Annotated in this window: 18 protein-coding genes; 9 read left to right on the forward strand and 9 right to left on the reverse strand. The window is 54.9% G+C overall.

The window, feature by feature from the left end:
• Positions 1 to 22: 22 nt before the first annotated feature.
• Complete coding sequence (locus IM284_RS04945; protein WP_028013087.1) at positions 23 to 907, reverse strand: hypothetical protein; 885 nt, start codon at positions 905 to 907, stop codon at positions 23 to 25.
• 281 nt (positions 908 to 1,188) lie between these two features.
• Here IM284_RS04945 and IM284_RS04950 point away from each other — a divergent pair, with 281 nt between their 5' ends.
• Complete coding sequence (locus tag IM284_RS04950; RefSeq protein ID WP_047368515.1) at positions 1,189 to 2,652, forward strand: EAL domain-containing protein; 1,464 nt, start codon at positions 1,189 to 1,191, stop codon at positions 2,650 to 2,652.
• Positions 2,653 to 2,677: 25 nt separating this feature from the next.
• On the opposite strand, the gene IM284_RS04955 is transcribed toward IM284_RS04950, so the two are convergent.
• The 3 genes from IM284_RS04955 to IM284_RS04965 all read right to left on the reverse strand — a co-directional run bounded on the left by IM284_RS04955 (position 2,678) and on the right by IM284_RS04965 (position 4,337).
• Positions 2,678 to 2,950: a YqjD family protein gene (locus IM284_RS04955; RefSeq protein WP_028013089.1), complete on the reverse strand. Its 273-nt coding sequence runs from the start codon at positions 2,948 to 2,950 to the stop codon at positions 2,678 to 2,680.
• A gap of 119 nt (positions 2,951 to 3,069) precedes the next feature.
• Positions 3,070 to 3,738: an epoxyqueuosine reductase QueH gene (locus tag IM284_RS04960; protein WP_048338866.1), complete on the reverse strand. Its 669-nt coding sequence runs from the start codon at positions 3,736 to 3,738 to the stop codon at positions 3,070 to 3,072.
• Between the two features lie 122 nt (positions 3,739 to 3,860).
• Positions 3,861 to 4,337: a GNAT family N-acetyltransferase gene (locus IM284_RS04965; RefSeq protein ID WP_047368518.1), complete on the reverse strand. Its 477-nt coding sequence runs from the start codon at positions 4,335 to 4,337 to the stop codon at positions 3,861 to 3,863.
• Positions 4,338 to 4,426: 89 nt separating this feature from the next.
• Between IM284_RS04965 and IM284_RS04970 the strand changes: the two genes are divergently transcribed.
• From IM284_RS04970 to IM284_RS04985, 4 genes are all read left to right on the forward strand, one after another.
• Entirely contained in the window at positions 4,427 to 5,365 is a 939-nt protein-coding gene (locus IM284_RS04970; RefSeq protein WP_047368519.1) for a LysR family transcriptional regulator, read from the forward strand.
• 91 nt (positions 5,366 to 5,456) lie between these two features.
• The gene (locus IM284_RS04975) at positions 5,457 to 5,732 is read left to right on the forward strand and encodes a metal/formaldehyde-sensitive transcriptional repressor (RefSeq protein ID WP_028013093.1); all 276 of its coding nucleotides are present in this window, start codon (positions 5,457 to 5,459) and stop codon (positions 5,730 to 5,732) included.
• A 31-nt stretch (positions 5,733 to 5,763) separates the two neighbouring features.
• The gene (locus tag IM284_RS04980) at positions 5,764 to 6,882 is read left to right on the forward strand and encodes an S-(hydroxymethyl)glutathione dehydrogenase/class III alcohol dehydrogenase (RefSeq protein WP_047368760.1); all 1,119 of its coding nucleotides are present in this window, start codon (positions 5,764 to 5,766) and stop codon (positions 6,880 to 6,882) included.
• A gap of 160 nt (positions 6,883 to 7,042) precedes the next feature.
• Positions 7,043 to 8,737, forward strand: a complete 1,695-nt coding sequence (locus IM284_RS04985) for a methyl-accepting chemotaxis protein (RefSeq protein ID WP_041910068.1) — start codon at positions 7,043 to 7,045, stop codon at positions 8,735 to 8,737.
• Between the two features lie 76 nt (positions 8,738 to 8,813).
• Here IM284_RS04985 and IM284_RS04990 read toward each other — a convergent pair whose 3' ends face one another.
• The 4 genes from IM284_RS04990 to IM284_RS05005 form a co-directional block, all read right to left on the reverse strand.
• Positions 8,814 to 11,195 carry a glucose/quinate/shikimate family membrane-bound PQQ-dependent dehydrogenase gene (locus IM284_RS04990; protein WP_045260480.1) on the reverse strand — a complete coding sequence of 794 codons (2,382 nt, stop codon included), beginning with the start codon at positions 11,193 to 11,195 and terminating at the stop codon, positions 8,814 to 8,816.
• A 255-nt stretch (positions 11,196 to 11,450) separates the two neighbouring features.
• Positions 11,451 to 12,374 (reverse strand): LysR substrate-binding domain-containing protein, encoded by a 924-nt coding sequence (locus IM284_RS04995; RefSeq protein ID WP_041910066.1) that lies wholly within the window; start codon positions 12,372 to 12,374, stop codon positions 11,451 to 11,453.
• 182 nt (positions 12,375 to 12,556) lie between these two features.
• The gene (locus tag IM284_RS05000) at positions 12,557 to 13,441 is read right to left on the reverse strand and encodes an SDR family oxidoreductase (RefSeq protein ID WP_047368520.1); all 885 of its coding nucleotides are present in this window, start codon (positions 13,439 to 13,441) and stop codon (positions 12,557 to 12,559) included.
• Between the two features lie 64 nt (positions 13,442 to 13,505).
• On the reverse strand, positions 13,506 to 13,895 hold the full coding sequence (locus IM284_RS05005; RefSeq protein ID WP_008502282.1) for a YdeI family stress tolerance OB fold protein: 390 nt from the start codon (positions 13,893 to 13,895) through the stop codon (positions 13,506 to 13,508).
• A 139-nt stretch (positions 13,896 to 14,034) separates the two neighbouring features.
• Between IM284_RS05005 and IM284_RS05010 the strand changes: the two genes are divergently transcribed.
• The 4 genes from IM284_RS05010 to IM284_RS05025 are packed head-to-tail and all read left to right on the forward strand — an operon-like array spanning position 14,035 to position 16,528.
• Entirely contained in the window at positions 14,035 to 14,538 is a 504-nt protein-coding gene (locus tag IM284_RS05010; protein ID WP_047368521.1) for a hypothetical protein, read from the forward strand.
• A gap of 9 nt (positions 14,539 to 14,547) precedes the next feature.
• Complete coding sequence (locus IM284_RS05015; protein ID WP_028013100.1) at positions 14,548 to 14,994, forward strand: DUF421 domain-containing protein; 447 nt, start codon at positions 14,548 to 14,550, stop codon at positions 14,992 to 14,994.
• 11 nt (positions 14,995 to 15,005) lie between these two features.
• Entirely contained in the window at positions 15,006 to 15,524 is a 519-nt protein-coding gene (locus tag IM284_RS05020; protein WP_047368522.1) for a 2-oxo-tetronate isomerase, read from the forward strand.
• Between the two features lie 17 nt (positions 15,525 to 15,541).
• The gene (locus IM284_RS05025; protein ID WP_028013102.1) at positions 15,542 to 16,528 is read left to right on the forward strand and encodes an SDR family oxidoreductase; all 987 of its coding nucleotides are present in this window, start codon (positions 15,542 to 15,544) and stop codon (positions 16,526 to 16,528) included.
• Here IM284_RS05025 and IM284_RS05030 read toward each other — a convergent pair whose 3' ends face one another.
• Positions 16,529 to 18,154: an alpha-amylase family protein gene (locus tag IM284_RS05030; RefSeq protein ID WP_047368523.1), complete on the reverse strand. Its 1,626-nt coding sequence runs from the start codon at positions 18,152 to 18,154 to the stop codon at positions 16,529 to 16,531.
• Positions 18,155 to 18,162: the final 8 nt, after the last annotated feature.

Here is an 18,162-nt window from a genome sequence, read left to right on the forward strand (position 1 = left end):
GGGATACCGAACGCCATTTGTATTATACCGTTGACGTTACGTTGTTTGGGTGGCGTCGCTCCTTCGGCACCACGTTAATGTAATGAGTAACATAGGCGAAATATAATCCGGCATAGTTTTCGACCAGTTCGAAAAACGCCGGATACACCGACAGGCGACCGTCACCGCGATCTTTAAGATAACCTGCCTCATGCGCCGATTTGATAATCCGGTTGACGTGGATCCGGGAGACAAAGAATTCTTTAGCGAGCGTGCTGGCGGAGTATTGAATAACCGCGCCGTGGGCGGATTTGTTTTTTATGGCCTGCAGGTAAAGATACAGCATAATCATGCGGCCTCCATCCTTATCAATAAATAACCCCACTTCCGGTAAAACTTTTCTGAACGTTAATCCCCGGAAAAGATATTCTGCCGCGCGGCGGAAGAAGTTATTTCTCAATGTGTCATTATCCAGCAGATTTACATCAATATTAAACGTCGGGTAAAGAATGCTGACGGGTAAAAATGCACCGGACATATAGCGTTTGAGTTCATTCAATCCTTTTTCGGTTGGGGCAATTCTCGTTTTTCGCCGGTCTTCCGTACAGCGCCAGGTCCTGATGCGTCCCGTGGTTCGGAGTAACGTAATGATCGCAATAACGCTGTTGGGGCTGGCTATTTTATAGCGGGAACATAACTCTTTTATCTCTGAGACGGATTCGGCCTGATTGCCAAATATAAAACAACACATGGAAAGAATAATGTTAAACCGAGATTCCTGAAGCATTGTCTTGTAGAACAAGGGCTGCTTTTTGTAGATGGCGTCATTGATTGTGTAGTGCTCTAATATTGCCTCGCTAAACCGCGGGTTGCTTTTTATAACATCCCTTCGATGTAGCAAGGCCCTGGATGAGATGTGATTATCCATAGCATTTTTCTCGTATTTGATGAGCCGATAGATGAAGTATCCAGCCTTCTTTTTCGGAATTTTCATTATACCTGAGAAAAAGTGGCTTGCGGTCGGTATTTTAAAAGAAATATAGAGTTATATTTATGTTTGGAAAAAGAGTGATTAACGCAAAGATGTTACAGTGCATGGCGTTGATAACAGTATCTTAACCTGATGGTGTATTGTAAAATTATTATACACACCGCTGTTGGTATACATACTCATAATAATAATGGCGCTTTCGTGCCCAGGAGCAGGTTATGACCCACCAAATTTCTCTCAGGAATGATGCGCGCAACGAGCGAAGATTTGTCATTTCAACCTGCGGCTTTACGTTTCAGGGATATCACCTGCTGCTCAAAAAGTACGGCATAGAGACTGCGCATATTCACTTTGATGGAGATGAGTTATCTGATCCTGACAAGGAAAATATCCTTATTCATCAAAACGCTCACATCGTAGTGTTCCTGGGAAAAGGTACGGTAGGTCTCCTGGAGAGCCTGACGCGACTGGCATCCGTACTCAATGCACTTCCTGTTATTCGTCGTGTTACCCTGTATGGTGATATACCGGACAGCTGGCTGTATCGAACCCTGGGTAGTCTTCTAAATAATAGTCATCAATTATCATTGATTCGCATAGCCAGCGTATCTGATGTAATAACCTGTTTCCACACCCACAATAATGGCTTTAAAGACCGCTCGCGCTTATTACGCGATTACTATCTGGACTGTTCTTCGTCAGAAAAGCTCAAATGGCTGACAAGAAGAGAGGTTGATGTTTTATTGAACTTCTATCGCGGTATGTCTATAAAAGACCAGTGCGACAAACTGAGGCTTTCTAATAAAACGGTTTACACCCATCGTAAAGAAGGTCTGCAGAAATTACATTGTATCAAGCGATGGTTGAATGAACCGCGCAATGTAAAAGTGGAAAGGCGGATTAAAAGCCAAAATCAAAGAGTGGACTTCACGGATAAAGAAGCGGAAGTTTTTAATGCGCTGGTGAAAAGGGAGATATTTCCCGCCTACCAGATCATTACCGATCGTGATAAGAAAGGGGTGGGGTTTGAGATACTTATTCGCTGGAATAAGAACGGTAAAATAGTAAAGCCAGCGCGTTTTCTGAATGATATCGCTAATTATGAAGTATGGCTAAAGATTACGGCTATGGTGATCCACGCCGCCGTGTCCGGGATTAATAAATATAACGGTAAATTCTATTTTTCCGTTAATATTCCGCCTCGCCTGGCGTCCGGGAACGCGCTGCCAGAGATGGCCAGGAAAGCCATCGGCATGCTGCTTAACCCCCAGTGGGCGGAAAAGCTGGTCTTTGAATTCGCGGAAGATATTGATGTAACGAAAGATAAAAGCATCCCAGAAACCATGCGGCACCTGCGTAATACGGGGTGCAAACTGTTTCTTGACGACTGCTTCTCAAGCCATCATGCCATGTTCCCCGTGAGGCAGGTGCATTTTGATGGGCTGAAACTGGATCGGGACATCGTCGATCATTTTGTGGCGAACGACAACGATTATAATCTGATTAAAGCGATACAGATTTACAGCGACATGACCGGAACAGCTTGTATTGCAGAGGGAGTTGACAGTGAGGAGAAGTTTGAAAAATTAGTCGAGCTGGGTGTGAAAAACTTTCAGGGATATTATCTCTCGCGCGCCGTAAAAGAGGAGGAATTAGACCGCATGGTGAGATTGTTCAGCTAAAAAATAAAGCCCCGAAGGGCCTTGTTTATTTGCGTCCCAGCAACAGGCCAAGCACAATACCAACCGCACCCGCGGCGATAAGACCGGTGAGCGGGTTATTTCTGACCGCTTCAGTCACGTCAGAGACAGCATCGCTGGCCTGTGCGGCATATTTTTTCGCAGCGCCTTTTACCTGATGCTTCGGTGAATCAACGAACTCACCGAACTGCTGCTGGGCTGAACCTGAAAGTTCATCAAATTTATTTTTTGCTTTGTCTTCTGCAAACTGGGTGTTTTTATCAGTACCGAAATCAGACATTTTTGCCTCCTTTTGTTGATAGTTAAAGGATAGCCTCTCTTTGAAAAGATGAGAGGCGGAACGCTAAATTTCGGAGGGAATTGGCCGGTTTTCGGATATATCTACACCAGAAGAGGGCGTTATTTTTCGCTCTCATCCTGGCCGTAATACAGCTTGCCAATGCGGATAAGCGGGCGGCCCTGAGACTTGCGGTGCAGGTTGCTGTCCCGAAGGGAATACACGCAGCCGCAATATTCCTGCTGGTAAAACTGTTCCCGCTTGCTGATCTCAATCATGCGTGATGAGCCGCCCTGTTTGCGCCAGTTGTAGTCCCAGTAGACCATCCCCGGATAGCGCGCTGCCGCACGCTGGCCGCAGTCATTGATCTGCTGCATATTCTTCCAGCGAGAGATCCCCAGCGAGCTGCTGATAACGCTGAAACCATTTTCCGCCGCGTAAAGCGCCGTACGCTCGAAGCGCATATCGAAGCACATGGTGCAGCGGACGCCGCGCTCGGGCTCCCACTCCATGCCTTTGGCACGCTCGAACCAGTTATCAGTATCGTAATCGGCATCAACAAACGGCACGCCGTGTTTTTCTGCAAAACGAATGTTTTCTTCCTTACGGATGAGGTATTCCTTTTGCGGATGGATGTTGGGGTTATAGAAGAAAATGGTGTAGTCAATGCCCGAGGCCTGGATAGCTTCCATGACTTCACCGGAGCAGGGGGCGCAGCAGGAATGCAGCAGAAGTTTATCGGCGCCGTTTGGCAGGGTGAGCTGCGGGCGGATGAAGGGGGTTGTACTCATGATGTTCTACAATATGTTAATGAAATTTATGGAATTGTAGCACAAGTTATTAATGTCTTCAGACAGTACTGGCGGGAATCGAGGATCCCGCCTGGTCGGGATCCTCGCGCTGAGCGGTGCCGTTATTCGGCAAATTTGAGCAGCGCTTCGCCGTCAAGACGGTAGCGCACCCATTCGGACTGCGGCAGCGCGCCAATGCTGAGATAAAAATCGATGGCGGGCTGGTTCCAGTCCAGCACGCTCCATTCAAGGCGGCCACATTGCCGTTTTACCGCGAGTTGAGCGATATGTTTCAGCAGCGCTCTGCCCGCGCCTTTTCCGCGGTAGTCCGGGGAAATGTACAGGTCTTCCATATAAATCCCGTTGCGTCCAAGCCAGGTCGAATAGCTGGTGAAGAACACGGCATAGCCGACGATCCTGCCGTCAAACTCAGCGATCAACGCCTCGGTTTTACTGCCCGCACCAAAGAGGGTTTCCCGGATCTCGTCCGGCGTGGTTACGACCTCTTCGGGGGCTTTTTCATATACCGCCAGCTCATAGATCATGGCGTAAATAGCCGCTGCATCTTCGGGACGGGCCTGACGAAGGGTTATGCTCATTGTTTTTCCTGTTTTTTGCACGGTTCGCGATTGATGGCGTTAAGCATACGGAGTATTGTCCGAAGAATTAAGTGCAATGAAATCAACAAATGATGAATATTATGCATCCGGCGCTGAGACGTCTTGATTTAAACCTGCTGCCCGTTTTTGACGCCATTTACCGCCACCGTTCCGTTCGCCTCGCAGCCGACGAGCTGGCGATGAGCACCTCGGCGCTGAGCCATGCGCTGTCGCGTCTGCGCACGGCCCTTAACGATCCGCTCTTTTTTCGGGAAGGGCATCGTATGTCGCCCAGCGTGTATGCCACTCAGCTTGCGCCCTCTATTGCTTCCGCATTGTCGTTCCTTAATCAGGAGCTGACCCCGCAGCCGGAGTTTGACGCCGCCAGTAGTACCGAAAGCTTGCAAATTGGGATTACGGATTTTACCGCGCTATGTATTTTTCCCGCCCTGATGCACAAGCTGCAGACTGCTGCCCCGGGCTTGCGTTTCGAATTGCGCTATCTGCCGCACAGCCCGGCGCTGACGGAGCTGCTGGCGGGCGAGGTGGATCTGGCGCTGGGTTTCAGCACCGAGGACGATATCCGCCATCCGGAACTGGAAGAGATCGGCTGGTTTGAGGATGAGTATGTGGTTATCAGCAACGCAAGCCGGACCCGGCTAACGCTGGAGGATTATCTCGCGGCCCGACACCTGGTGGTGACGCCGTGGAATGAAAAGCAGGGCGTCCTGGACGTGCGGCTCGAGCAGCTGGGCTATACGCGGCACATTGCGATCAAAACGCCGTCGATGCTGAGCGCGCCATTTATCGTTGCGGAAAGCGACCTGCTGATGGCCATTCCTCGTTACGCCGCCGAGAAGCTGGTTGCGGCGGCGGAACTGAGGATTTTTGCCTTGCCGTTCTCTATTCCCAAATTTGAGGTGAAAATTTACTCGCATAAGCGCAGCGGCCAGCGGGGGGCGACCCGATGGCTTCAGGAGGAGCTGCAAATGCTGGCGCAAGATTGCAGGGGGATGAGTGCCGGATAAGCTCAGCCCGATCTAGATTTCACGTTAAAAGTAAGTTTACATATGTAAGATAACTCATATACCATACCCCCCTATAGTATCAGGAGGGCATATGCCGCACTCACCCGAAGATAAAAAACGTATTCTTACCCGCGTCCGCCGCATTCGGGGCCAGGTTGATGCCCTTGAACGCGCGCTGGAGTCGGGCGACCCCTGTCTGGCCATCCTGCAGCAAATTGCCGCCGTGCGCGGCGCTGCCAATGGCCTGATGGGCGAAATGGTCGAAATTCACCTCAAAGACGAGCTGGTGACGGGAGACACAACGCCGGATCAGCGAGCCGTACGCATGGCAGAAGTCGGCCATTTGCTGCGCTCTTATCTAAAATAAATCCACACACCTGACAAAAAGGGAAGACATGATGAAATCTCGCGCAGCTGTTGCATTTGGCCCCGGCCAGCCGCTGAAAATCGTCGACATCGACGTCGCACCGCCGAAAAAAGGCGAAGTGCTGATCAAAATCACCCATACCGGCGTGTGCCATACCGATGCATTTACCCTCTCCGGTGACGATCCGGAAGGCGTCTTCCCGGCGGTGCTGGGTCATGAAGGCGGCGGGATTGTGGTGGAAGTGGGCGAGGGCGTGACCAGCCTGAAGCCAGGCGATCACGTTATCCCGCTGTACACGGCGGAATGCGGCGAGTGTAAATTCTGTAAATCCGGTAAAACTAACCTCTGCCAGGCCGTGCGCGCCACTCAGGGGAAAGGGCTGATGCCGGACGGCACCACCCGTTTCTCCTACAACGGTGAGCCAATCTATCACTACATGGGTACCAGCACCTTCAGTGAATACACCGTTTGCGCGGAGATCTCGCTGGCGAAGGTCAACCCGCAGGCGCCGCTGGATAAAGTCTGCCTGCTGGGCTGTGGCGTAACTACCGGCATTGGCGCGGTGCATAACACGGCAAAAGTCAAAGAGGGCGACACCGTGGCGGTGTTTGGTCTCGGCGGCATTGGTCTGGCAGTGATTCAGGGTGCGGTGCAGGCGAAGGCCGGGCGTATCATCGCGGTCGATACCAACCCGGAAAAATTCAAGCTGGCGGGTGAAATGGGCGCGACCGATTTCGTGAACCCGAAGGATCACGAGAAACCGATTCAGGACGTCATCGTTGAGATGACCGACGGCGGCGTGGACTTCAGCTTCGAGTGTATCGGCAACGTCAACGTAATGCGTTCTGCGCTGGAATGCTGCCACAAGGGCTGGGGTGAGAGTATCATCATCGGCGTGGCCGGGGCAGGCCAGGAGATCAAAACCCGTCCATTCCAGCTGGTGACCGGACGCGTCTGGCGCGGCTCCGCGTTTGGCGGCGTGAAGGGGCGTACCCAGCTTCCCCGCATGGTGGAAGACGCGATGGTCGGTAAAATTCAGCTCGACCCGTTCATTACCCACCGTTTACCGCTGGAACAGATCAACGAGGCGTTCGATCTGATGCACGAAGGAAAATCCATCCGTACCGTCATTCATTTCGGCGACAAGTAACTCTTCTGCCAGCGGTTTTTAGCCGCTGGCATTTCTTTAATAATCTTCTCTAAAGTGTGACCAGTGCGGCGTTTTTAGCCGTAATCTAAATCTCTGCCGTGCCGATGACTATCTAACAGGCGTGTTTTTGCGCATCTTACCTATAAGAGAGTCGACGGTCATGGACAACACTTCTTCGATGCAGGCGCAGCGCAAGCTGAGCTTCCTGCATCACATCAGGCTGGTTCCGCTGTTTTCCTCCATTCTCGGTGGCATTATTCTGCTGTTTGCCTTGAGTTCGGGTCTGGCGGGGTATTTCCTGCTACAGGCCGACAACGATCAGCAGGACGTTACGTCCGAAATTCAGGTGCGTATGGGGCTGTCGAACAGCTCAAACCATCTGCGCACCGCGCGTATCAATATGATCCACGCCGGCGCGGCAAGCCGTATCGCGGAGATGGAGGCCATGAAGCAGAACATCCGCGAGGCGGAAACGCGCATTAAGCAGTCCCAGGATAGCTTTACCGCCTATATGCATCGTTCCGTGCGCAGCGCTGCGGACGAAGCGCTGGATGCAGACCTGAAGGCACGCTACGACGCCTATATCGCGGGCCTCCAGCCGATGGTCAAATTTGCCAAAAACGGTATGTTCGAGGCGATCATCAACCACGAAAATGAGACCGCGCGCCCGCTGGACGATGCTTACAACGCCGTTCTGCTGAAGGCGATTAAGATCCGCACCGACCGCGCCAATGCGCTGACGGCGCAGGCGCACAGCCGCACGCAGCTGGGCCTGATGTTTATGGTGGGCGCGTTTGCGCTGGCGCTGGTGCTGACCGCGATGACCTTCGTCGTGCTGCGCCGCACGGTCATTAATCCGCTGCAGCGTGCAGCGAAACGTATCGAGAATATCGCCAAAGGCGACCTGACGATGCCGGACGACGTGGCCGGACGCAGCGAAATTGGCCGCCTGACGCGCGATCTGCAAACCATGCAGCACTCCCTTGAAACAACGGTCGGCACCGTCCGTCAGGGAGCGGAGGAGATCTACCGGGGTACCAGCGAGATCTCTGCCGGTAACACCGATCTCTCATCACGCACCGAGCAGCAGGCCGCGGCGATTGAGCAGACTGCCGCCAGCATGGAGCAGTTGACCGCGACGGTGAAGCAGAACGCCGATAACGCCCATCATGCCAGCAAGCTGGCGGAAGATGCCTCCGGGAAAGCCAGCCGCGGCGGTCAGATGGTCTCCGGTGTGGTGAAAACCATGGGCAATATCTCAAGCAGTTCGAAGAAAATCTCTGAGATTACCGCGGTGATCAACAGCATCGCCTTCCAGACCAACATCCTGGCGCTTAACGCGGCGGTAGAAGCGGCGCGGGCGGGCGAGCAGGGACGCGGGTTCGCCGTGGTGGCCAGCGAAGTCCGTACCCTGGCAAGCCGCAGCGCCAACGCCGCAAAAGAGATCGAAAGCCTGATCAACGAATCGGTCTCGCTGATAGACCAGGGTTCCGGTGAGGTCGTTGCCGCTGGCAATACCATGAATGAGATCGTCGAGGCGGTGAAGCGCGTCACCGACATCATGCTGGAGATTGCCGCCGCGTCTGACGAGCAGAGCCGCGGTATCGTGCAGGTCAGCCAGGCTATTTCGGAGATGGATAAAGTGACCCAGCAGAACGCCTCGCTGGTGGAAGAGGCCTCCGCGGCGGCCGCGTCGCTGGAAGAACAGGGCGCGCGTCTGACAGAGGCGGTCGGGGCGTTTCGTCTGAGCGGCAAGGCTCAGGGGCGTACTCAACAGCAGAACTCTGCGGCAGTAAAACCTGCCGCACTACGTCCGGCGGTAGCGCATAACGGTGATAACTGGGAAACGTTCTGAGTCGCCGGCCGTGTCGGGTGGCGCTTCGCTTACCCGACCGACAAAAAAGGGACCTTTCGGTCCCTTTTTTCATCCGTTACTGCTTATCGGGTAACGCGTACGCGATAACGTAATCACCGCGATCCGGCGACTGGCGAGCGCCCCCGGCGTTAATGACGATGTACTGCTTACCGGTTTTCGGCGAGACGTAGGTCATCGGGCCGGACTGGCTGCCGACCGGCAGGCGGTCCTTCCAGATCTCTTTCCCGGTGGCGGTATCAAACGCGCGCAGGTAGAAATCCTGGGTACCGGCGAAGAACAGCAGGCCGGACTGGGTTGACAGCGACGCGCCCAGCGTTGGCATCCCGATTGGGATTGGCATGTGCATGCGAATGCCCAGCGGGCCGGTATCTTCCACGGTACCAACCGGTACCTGCCACACCAGCTTGCCGGTTTTCAGGTCAACGGCCGACATGGTTCCGAACGGCGGCTTCTGGCACGGAATGCCCAGCGGCGACAGGAAGCGCTCGCGCATTGCGCCGAACGGCGTGCCGTCCATCGGGACAATCCCCATCTCAATGCCGCTGGCGTTTTTCGCCACGTTCGCGCGCGGCACCATGTAGTTTGCCAGCCCCAGACGCATATCGTTGACGAACATCAGGCTGTTGTTCGGGTCAACGGAGACGCTGCCCCAGTTCATCCCGCCGAGCGAGCCGGGGAACTGCAGGGAACGGTCGAGCCCCGGCGGGGTGAAGACGCCCTGATGACGCATTTCTTTAAACTGAATGCGGCACAGAAGCAGGTCGACAGGCGTCGCCCCCCACATGTCGGACTCGGTCAACGTCTGGTTGCCAATCATCGGCATACCTACGGAGTACGGCTGGGTCGGAGAGTAGCGTTCACCTTCAACGTTACCCGCCGGAACTGGACGTTCCTCCACCTTCGCCACCGGCTTGCCGGTTTCACGGTTGAGCATAAAGATCATGCCCTGCTTGCTGGTCTGCACCAGTACAGGCGTGGTGCCGCCTTTGCCGTCCGGCAGGTCGTACAGCAGTGGCTGGGAAGGCAGGTCGAAGTCCCACAGGTCGTGGTGGGTGGTCTGGAAATGCCAGCGCACCTGTCCGGTGGCGGCGTCGACGGCGACGATGGAGGAGCTGTATTTATCGTCCAGCGCGGTACGCTCGCCTGCCCAGAAGTCCGGGGTGGCGTTGCCGGTTGGCAGGTAGATCAGGTTCAGCTTAGCGTCATAAGACATTGCAGACCAGACGTTCGGCGTGCCGCGCGTGTAGGTCTGGCCTTCCGGCGGCAGGCCGGTCAGGTTCGGGTTACCCGGATCCCACGCCCAGGCGAGCTTACCGGTGTGAACGTCGTAGGCGCGCACCACGCCCGGCGGCTCGCCGGTGGAGAAGTTATCCGCGACGCGACCGCCGACGACAACGACGTTTCCGGCCACCAGCGGCGTGGAGGTCTGCTGATAATAGCCCGGCTTGATTTCGCCCATGCCAACGCTCAGGTCAACGGTGCCATGGTCGCCAAAGTCGTCGCAGAGCTTGCCATTATCCGCATTAATGGCAATCAGACGGGCATCGGTGGTCGGCAGGAACAGGCGGCGAGGGCATGCCGCTGGCGATGTCCCGGTCTGTGACGCTGTCACGTTTGCATGATCTTCAAAGTAGCCCAGACCACGGCAACGCTGCCAGTTCGGGGCGGTGGCTTTCGAATCATAACGCCATTTTTCTTTCCCGGAATCCACGTCCAGCGCCAGCACTTTACTGTACGGGGTACAGACATAGAGCGTGTCGCCAATCTGCAGCGGCGTGTTCTGATCTTCCGCACCGGAGCCGTTGCTCTGCGGGATATCCCCGGTGTGCGCCACCCAGGCGACTTTCAGATCGCTGATGTTTTGCTTGTTAATCTGGTCCAGCGCGGCGAAGCGGTCGCCGTGGGTAGTGTTGCCCCAGTGTTCCCAGTTTTTCTGCTGTTCGCCGGGAGCAACGGGTTTCACCGGAACGGGCTCGTTCGCCGCCACGAGGGTTTGCGGCTTAAACATCCAGCCGAGGCTGACCAGCATCGCCAGTGCGAGAACCGCCGCAACGCCATAAGCCGGGGCTTTATTCGCTGCGCCGCGGTTGGCCGCGCGCAGGAAAGGCCAGACGATGGCGCAGAGGAAGGCCAGTACGGCAAAGGTGAACAGGCGCGAGAAGAGCGGCCAGAAATCCCAGCCCGCATCGCTTACCGCCCAGAACAGCGAGGCAATAAACGCGATGCCGTAAAGCACGATCCCGCTGCTGCGATTGAGGAAAATCAGGAGCGCGGCAATGACCATCACCACGCCCATTATCACGAAGTAAAAACTTCCGCCTACGGCGGCGAGCTTGAAGCCCAACCCGCCGACCGCCAGACCGATGAGCAACATCAGTCCGGCAAGGAGCCACTGCAAAATACGAGGTATCCCGCGCGGCGCGCTGCCAAATGCCATTTCTGTCTCCTTTGAATCTCTCCGCATTGTCGGGTGTGTACCATCTGGATAATAAATGCGGGTAGAGCAATGATTAAAACGAGTGAATTCTTGTTTATATAACGATTAGCGAACCAAATGGTTAATCCGCCGTTATGATAAAACTGTTAATTTGTTTTACGCAATTGTTAATGAATCATTCCGCATTATTTGATTAACGCACAGCCCAGTTCCCTCTCTCTGTGGGAGAGGGAACTGGGTGAGGGGTGAAGGGAATCAGACAGGCATAGATTTACGGATAGCGCTCAGTAGCGTTTGTGCGCCCGTGGAAAGGGGAGTATCCACCCGGGTCAAAATACCGATGGGTTCACCCGCACCCGGGGAGGCGATCGGCAGGGCGGTCAGCGTGCCCTGACGCAAATCATCTTTTACCGCACCGGAGGGGACGAACCAGACGTAGTCATAATCCAGGGTAAGCTGGCGCGAAAGAGAAGCCGAAAGCGTTTCGATGCACCCTGAGGGTAGCGTACACCCCTGCATCTGCAGCAAGGTTTCGGCGGCCTGGCGCGGGACGGTCCCTTTCGGGCAAACCACCACCGGCCACTCCATCACCCGACTTAACGTCACCGTGTCCTGCAGCAGGGGATGATCGGGTCGAACCACCAGCTTCAGGGATTCCAGGAACAGCAGTTCATAATTGAGACCGCCCATCAGCTCGGGATCGGACATTCGACCGATACCGAGATCAAGCTCACCCGATTTCAGCCCCGCGAGCAGCATGGTGTTATTCATGGTGGCAACCTGAATAGTGGTATTGCGCTGCTGCTTGTGGAACTGTCCAATAACGGGCGGCAGGATCCCCAGCGCCGCGGTTGGCAGGGCGCCGACGCGCACCACCTCGCTGGTGTGCTCTTCTTTTCGGTGCAGGGACTGGCCTGCGGTGTTGAGCGCATCAAGAACCTTCACGGCGTGCGTCAGGAACTGTTCGCCCACCAGAGTCAGCTGTGCCCCCAGCCGACCGCGGTCAAATAGACGGGCGCCGGTCAGCTGTTCCAGCTCGTTAAGGGTTTTTGAGAGCGCGGGCTGGCTCAGGTTAAGAGTTTCAGCCGCGCGCCCCAGCGTTCCCTGTTGAGCGACGGCCACAAATGTATGCAAATGGCGCAAGCGTATGCGCTGACTGAACAGACCATTTTTTTCCATAGGCGATGTTAAAAACAGAGCGATGCGGGTGACAAGTTAAGTTGTTTAATTTTGATAACTTGATAGCAAAATATTTTTAACATTTGATCTGTTTGAGTTACAACATGTTTTTCAGGCGAGGTGGGTGATGAACGTCCTTGTTCATTTATTGCTCACTGCGGAGGGATAAACTGCAAACCGTTTTAGATCACGCCGTCGCCGCCGTCAGAGCACCATACCTGACCGGAGGTAAAGGAACACTCATCCGAGGCCAGCGTGACGTACAGCGGGGCAATCTCGACGGGCTGTCCCGGACGACCCAGCGGGGTATCACCCCCGAACTCCTTCACTTTCTCCATCGGCTGGCCGCCGCTGGACTGGAGTACCGTCCAGTACGGGCCGGGGGCGACCGCGTTGACGCGAATGCCTTTCGGACCCAGCTGTTTGGCTAAGGATTTGGTAAACACCGCCAGACAGGCCTTCGTCTGGGCATAGTCCAGCAGTACGGGGCTGGGCTTCACCGCCTGAACGGAGGAGGTGTTAATGATCACGGACGACGCTTTCAGGTGGCGCAGGGCGGCCTTGGTGATCCAGAAGGGGGCGTAAACGTTGGTTTTAAACGTCGCGTCAAAATCTTCGGTGGTCAGCTCTTCAAGGGATTCCCGGAATTGCTGACGGCCTGCGTTGTTGACCAGAATATCCAGTCCGCCCAGCTTCGAAACGGCTTCTTCGACCAGATTCTGGCAAAAGGTTTCGTCCCGGACGTCTCCTGGCAGCGCGATGGCGTTGCGGCCTTCCGCTTTGATCAGGTCGATAACCTCGGCGGCATCTTTCTCTTCTTCAGGCAGATAGTTGATGGCGACGTCTGCCCCTTCACGGGCGTAGGCGATAGCCACTGCGCGTCCAATCCCGGAGTCACCACCGGTGATCAGCGCTTTTTTGCCGGCAAGGCGGCCATGCCCTTTATAGCTTGTTTCACCGTGGTCGGGTACAGGCTGCATTTCAGACGCCAGCCCCGGCGGCGTTTGCGGCTGTTCCGGGAACGGGGGTTTCGGGTAAGCGTTCGTACGTTGTGTAGTATCACTCATAGCTGACTCCTTAAGCCAAGGGGTGAGATTTGATGGATAGTTGCAGCGTTAACGCTTCGCTGAATTATTTCTGCAAACGATCAACACGAACGACGGCAGGCGATGATTTTTTATCAAGCGAACCGTTGATACTGATCATCTGATCGGGTTTTACCGTTCTGCCGTCGAAGACTGCCTGGGGAATAATAACGTCGATTTTTCCGGTTTTATCCTGGAATACAAACTTATCGCCGCTACCGTCAATAAGATTACCGCGCAATGAAATTGTCGCGCCATCGTGCAATTGTTTTGCCTGATCGATGGTCATAATACGCGCGTCGTCGGTTCCACGATATCCGCTGTCCAGCGCGTGGGGCGGTGGCGGTGCTTCACCTTTTTGTAACCCGCCGTTATTATCTGCCCATGCAGCTGGAACCAGAAATATCAAAAAAGCGGAAATAAGTGATAATTTCATCTGATATCCTTCATTTTTGAGTGTCTTGACATATTAAGTATTGTTGCTATTCCTTTATGTGGCAAATGTGATAAGTCTTAAAAACATTCTCTTTGGAAATCAAAACTATCTTGAAATAAGCGAAACGGTGACAACGACTATGAAGCATGAAAATGAAAAGTTACCCGGGATAGATGAGAGTTATCGCTTGTTGAGGTTTGAATATTCATTTCGCCAGGTGGGTTTTGTGGTCCTTCTGGCTATTATCATCGCAGCGGTTGCTGGTCTGTTTTCCAGCGGGATGGTGAGCGATACGGCCAAAACCAATTCCGCTAACTCATTGAGCATAAACTATGAACGCTTCGGCCGGCGGGAGACGGAGTCAAGAATGCAGATCACCTTCCCGGTGAAGAAGGAGGGCAGCTATACCCTCAGCCTGACCACCGACAGCAGCGACGTGTACGAGCCCGGCAGCGTCTGGCCGCAGCCAGACAAAATGTATAGCCACGGCAAAACCCTCTATTTGGTCTATGACGACCTGCAAAAATCAGACAACTTCTCTGTTTTATACTTCACGACACCTTCCAGAACCGGTAAATGGAACACCGTCATCCGCGTCAACAACGAGCCGGAGATTAACCTCTGGCAATTTATTTACCCCTAGGAGGCAGATATGGACATGGTCTTTCGCGCGCTGGCGATTTATCTGTTTCTCGTGGTGGTATTTAAAGTGGCAGGGCGACGGGCGCTGCTGCAGATGACCAGCTTTGATCTCATCCTCCTCTTAATTATTAGTGAGGCGACGCAGCAGGCGCTTTTGGGGCAGGATTTCTCCGTTACCGGCGCAATGATTACCATTACCACACTGGTGGTCGTTGACATTATATTTGGCCTGATGAAGAAATATTTTTCCCCGGTGGAGAATATTCTTGATGGGACCCCTGTGATTCTGGTTGAGAATGGCGTTCCATTAGCGGATAAGCTAAAAAAAGTCGACGTATCTTGTGATGATATTCTGGTGTCAGCGCGTCAAAATAATGGCATTACAGAACTTAGCGAAATTAAATATGCCATACTTGAGCGCAATGGACATATTTCAATCATTCCTGTTGAAAAATAAGAGGCGGTAAGATGAGCAATCTTTTACACGACAGTCATTATACCGTGAGTGAACTCACCAAAAAGCTGGCGAGTAAATTAACCGATGCCGGGCTGCGCTTAACCACCGCGGAATCCTGCACGGGAGGAAAGCTCTCGGTGGCGCTGTGTGCAGAGGAAAACACGGCCGATTTTTATGACGTCGGGCTGGTTGTGTTCAGCGATGAAGCCAAATCGCGGATCCTCGGCGTGCGTCAGGAGACGCTGGCGCGCTATACCGCCGTCAGTGAACAGACGGTGACCGAGATGGCCGCCAGCATCCGCGACATTGCCCAGGCGGATATCAGCATCGCCATCAGCGGCTACGCGGGCCCGGAAGGGGGCGATGACGGCACGGCGGCGGGAACGGTCTGCTTTGCCTGGAATATCTGCGGTGAGACGAAAACCCGCACCGTCCTTTTCTCCGGCGACTGCCAGGATGTGGTGGAAAAAGCGGTGCAATTTTCGCTCGCTGAACTGGTGACAACATTGTCGGACGGCAATAACGGCTAAATTCACGCGGAGGTTCTATGGCGGTCATAGTGATTACCGGCGGGACGGCGGGCGTGGGAAAAGCCACGGCGCTGAAATTTGCAAAGGCAGGTTACGATGTGGGGCTTATCGCCCGCGATGAAGCCAGCCTACACTCCACCCAGGAAGAGCTGCGCCGCTTCGGCGTTAATGCCCACGCGGTGCAGGCGGACGTCGCCGACAGTCAGGCGGTGGTGGATGCGGCTAACGAGATCGAGTATCGCCTCGGGGCGATTGATGTCTGGGTCAACAATGCGATGGGGGCCGTGCTGGCGCCGTTTCGTACCCTGACGCCGGATGAGTTTCGTCGCGTGACGGATGTTACCTATCTCGGATTTGTTAACGGCACCCGCGCCGCGCTGGAGCTGATGGTACCCCGCGACAGGGGGGTGATTATTCAGGTGGGGTCCGCACTGGCCTACCGTTCCATCCCTTTGCAGTCGGCCTACTGCGGGGCCAAAGCGGCGATCCGCGGATTCACCGATGCGGTGCGCACGGAGCTGATGCACGAGAACAGCCGGGTTCAGCTTTCCATGGTGCAGATGCCGGGACTCAATACGCCGCAGTTCGAATGGGCAAGGAATAAGTTCGCCTGGGCGATGCGACCGGTGCCGCCGGTCTTTGAGCCTGAAGTGGCCGCCAGCGCCATCTTTAAGGTTGCGCAGAAACCGGTGCGCGAGCTGTGGGTGGGCAGCAGCACTATCCAGTCCATCGTCGGGCAATTCTTCTTTCCGGGCTACCTTGACCGTCTGATGGTAAAAAAAGCCTGGGAAGGCCAGATGACCGACGATCTGAACGCAGCGGATCGGCGGGACTATCTCGACCAGCCGATTGACGACCTGCACAAAATCCATGGTCGTTTTACCGACGAAGCGAAGAACCGCGCTACGTCCGTCACCTCCGGTATGCCGGGTAAGGTGGCGCTGGGGGCCCTCGCGGTGGCGGGGATTATGCTGACGCGTCTGATAACCCGCCGGAAACGCTAATCAGCGCAGCGCGCTGCGGTGCGTCCAGAACCAGCGGTAACCGTAGGCGCCAATACTGAGTTCGACGGTTTTGCCGCAAACCAGCGCGTCGTCGTAGCGTTTGTCCGCGAGGCAGGCGGTCCAGGTGGCGTTGCGGATCCCTCTGGCGGTGAACTGCACCGGCTGGTCGCTGAAGTTTACGAATGTCAGAATGCTGCGCTCGTCGGTCTCGTAATAGATCCCCAGCACCGCGTCATGATTGAGGGTGATGAGGCGAAAGGGCGCCACGGCAATTTCGGGGAACTCCGATCGGGTATTGGCAATATCAATAATCCGGTGCAGGAGCGAGTTGCGGTGGAGCAGCGAATCGGCGACGTTGATTTTTTGATAGCGGTAGGGCCCGTGGTCGATTATCGGCGCAATAAATTTTTCAGGATCGGCCGCCGAAAAACCACCGCCCTGTGAACCTGCCCACTGCATTGGGGTGCGAACGGCGTAGCGCTCCTCCAGTTCAAGGTCGTCACCCATGCCGATCTCATCCCCGTAGCGCATCACCGGGACGCCCGGCAGGGAAAAGAGCACCGCGTGGCAGAACGCCAGCCGCTTTGGATCGCCATTCAGCATCGGGGCCAGACGTCGGCGGATCCCACGCTGATAGACGTTCATCTCCTCGTCAGGGGCGAAGGTGTCGAGCACGAACTGTTTATCTTTCTGGCTAATCCCTTCCAGATCCAGCTCGTCATGGTTGCGCAGCCAGTTGGCAAAACAGCATGAATCTGGCGGGACGATCATCTTCTTCACCGCGTTGCGCAGCGGGCGGGCGCTTTTTCTGGCCAGGCTGACGTAGAAATACTTGTTGAGCCAGAAGTTGAGCACCAGATGCAGGCGGTCGTTATTGCCGAAATAGTCTTTATAAACCTCAACGTCTACATCCACTTCGCCAAGCAGGATCGCGTCCGGATTACGCTGTTCGATAAGACGGCGCATGTGCTCCAGGATCCACAGGCCATTTTTCTCGTCACCGCTGCCCGCCTGCTTCGTGAGGTGTGATGCGGCATCCAGTCGAAATCCCGATACCCCCAGCTTGAGCCAGAAGAGGATAATATTCTCAATCTCCTTAAGCACGGCGGGCGAGGTCAGGTTCAGGTCAGGCTCGTGGCGGTAGAACATGTGCCGGTAATACTGTCCCGCCTCGTCGTCCCAGCTCCAGACGCTCTTTTCCACGCCGGGGAACATGGGTGGCGTGTCGTCGTCGTCGTTATCCGACCAGATATAGTAATCACGATAGGGCGAGGAGGGGCTGCGGCGGGCCTGCTGGAACCAGGGATGGGCGTCCGAGGTGTGCTGGATCAGCAGTTCAATAATGACCTGCATGCCCAGCTCCCGGGCCTGTTCGATAAAGGCGATGATATCAGCCAGTTTTCCGAAGCGGGGATCCACCTGCAGATGGTCGCTGACGTCGTAGCCCTCATCGAGAAAGGGCGTGAGGTAAAACGGGGTGATCCAGATAACCGTCGCCCCCATGCGGCGAATATAGCGCAGCTTGGCCGCGATCCCGGCGATGTCCCCGCAGCCATCGCCGTTCATATCGTAAAAAAGCGCGGTATCAATCTGGTAGATAATGGCCCGTGTATGCCAGTCCGTCATAGCGTTCC

This window comes from Enterobacter cloacae complex sp. P12RS (genome assembly GCF_014895875.1).
GTDB classification, from domain to species: domain Bacteria; phylum Pseudomonadota; class Gammaproteobacteria; order Enterobacterales; family Enterobacteriaceae; genus Enterobacter; species Enterobacter bugandensis.